This is a genomic window from Streptomyces sp. BE20, assembly GCF_036322525.1.
GTDB lineage: Bacteria > Actinomycetota > Actinomycetes > Streptomycetales > Streptomycetaceae > Kitasatospora.
This window is the reverse complement of the sequence record NZ_JAQYWW010000059.1, coordinates 1-304: the sequence shown is the minus strand read 5'-3', so window position 1 is coordinate 304 and position 304 is coordinate 1. Positions and strand designations below refer to the sequence as shown.

The 304-nt window shown below is 77.0% G+C and carries 1 pseudogene; it reads right to left on the bottom strand.

The window, feature by feature from the left end:
- Positions 1–203, bottom strand: a pseudogene (locus PUR61_RS00215) (isorenieratene synthase); the annotation flags it as partial.
- Positions 204–304: the final 101 nt, after the last annotated feature.

Genomic DNA, 304 nt, shown 5'->3' with positions numbered 1-304 from the left:
TGGCGCACGGCGGCGGCGCAGGCCCGCAGCTCGTGGTCGTCGAGCAGGGGGGACCGCTCCATCAGGGTCCGCAGGCCCGCGGGGTCGGTGGCGAGGACGACGGCGTCGAAGGCCTCGGCGCCGTCGTCGAGGTCGAGGTCCACCCCGCCGTCGCGTCGCCGCGCGCCGGCGCCGCTCACGCTGCGCGATCTGGAGACGGGCACCGACGAGACCGTGACCGACCGCCCCGCCACGGCCGGGATCGACACGGTCAGCGCAGGCGGGCGCCACGTGGTCTTCCAGTCCACGGCCGAGGACCTCGTCC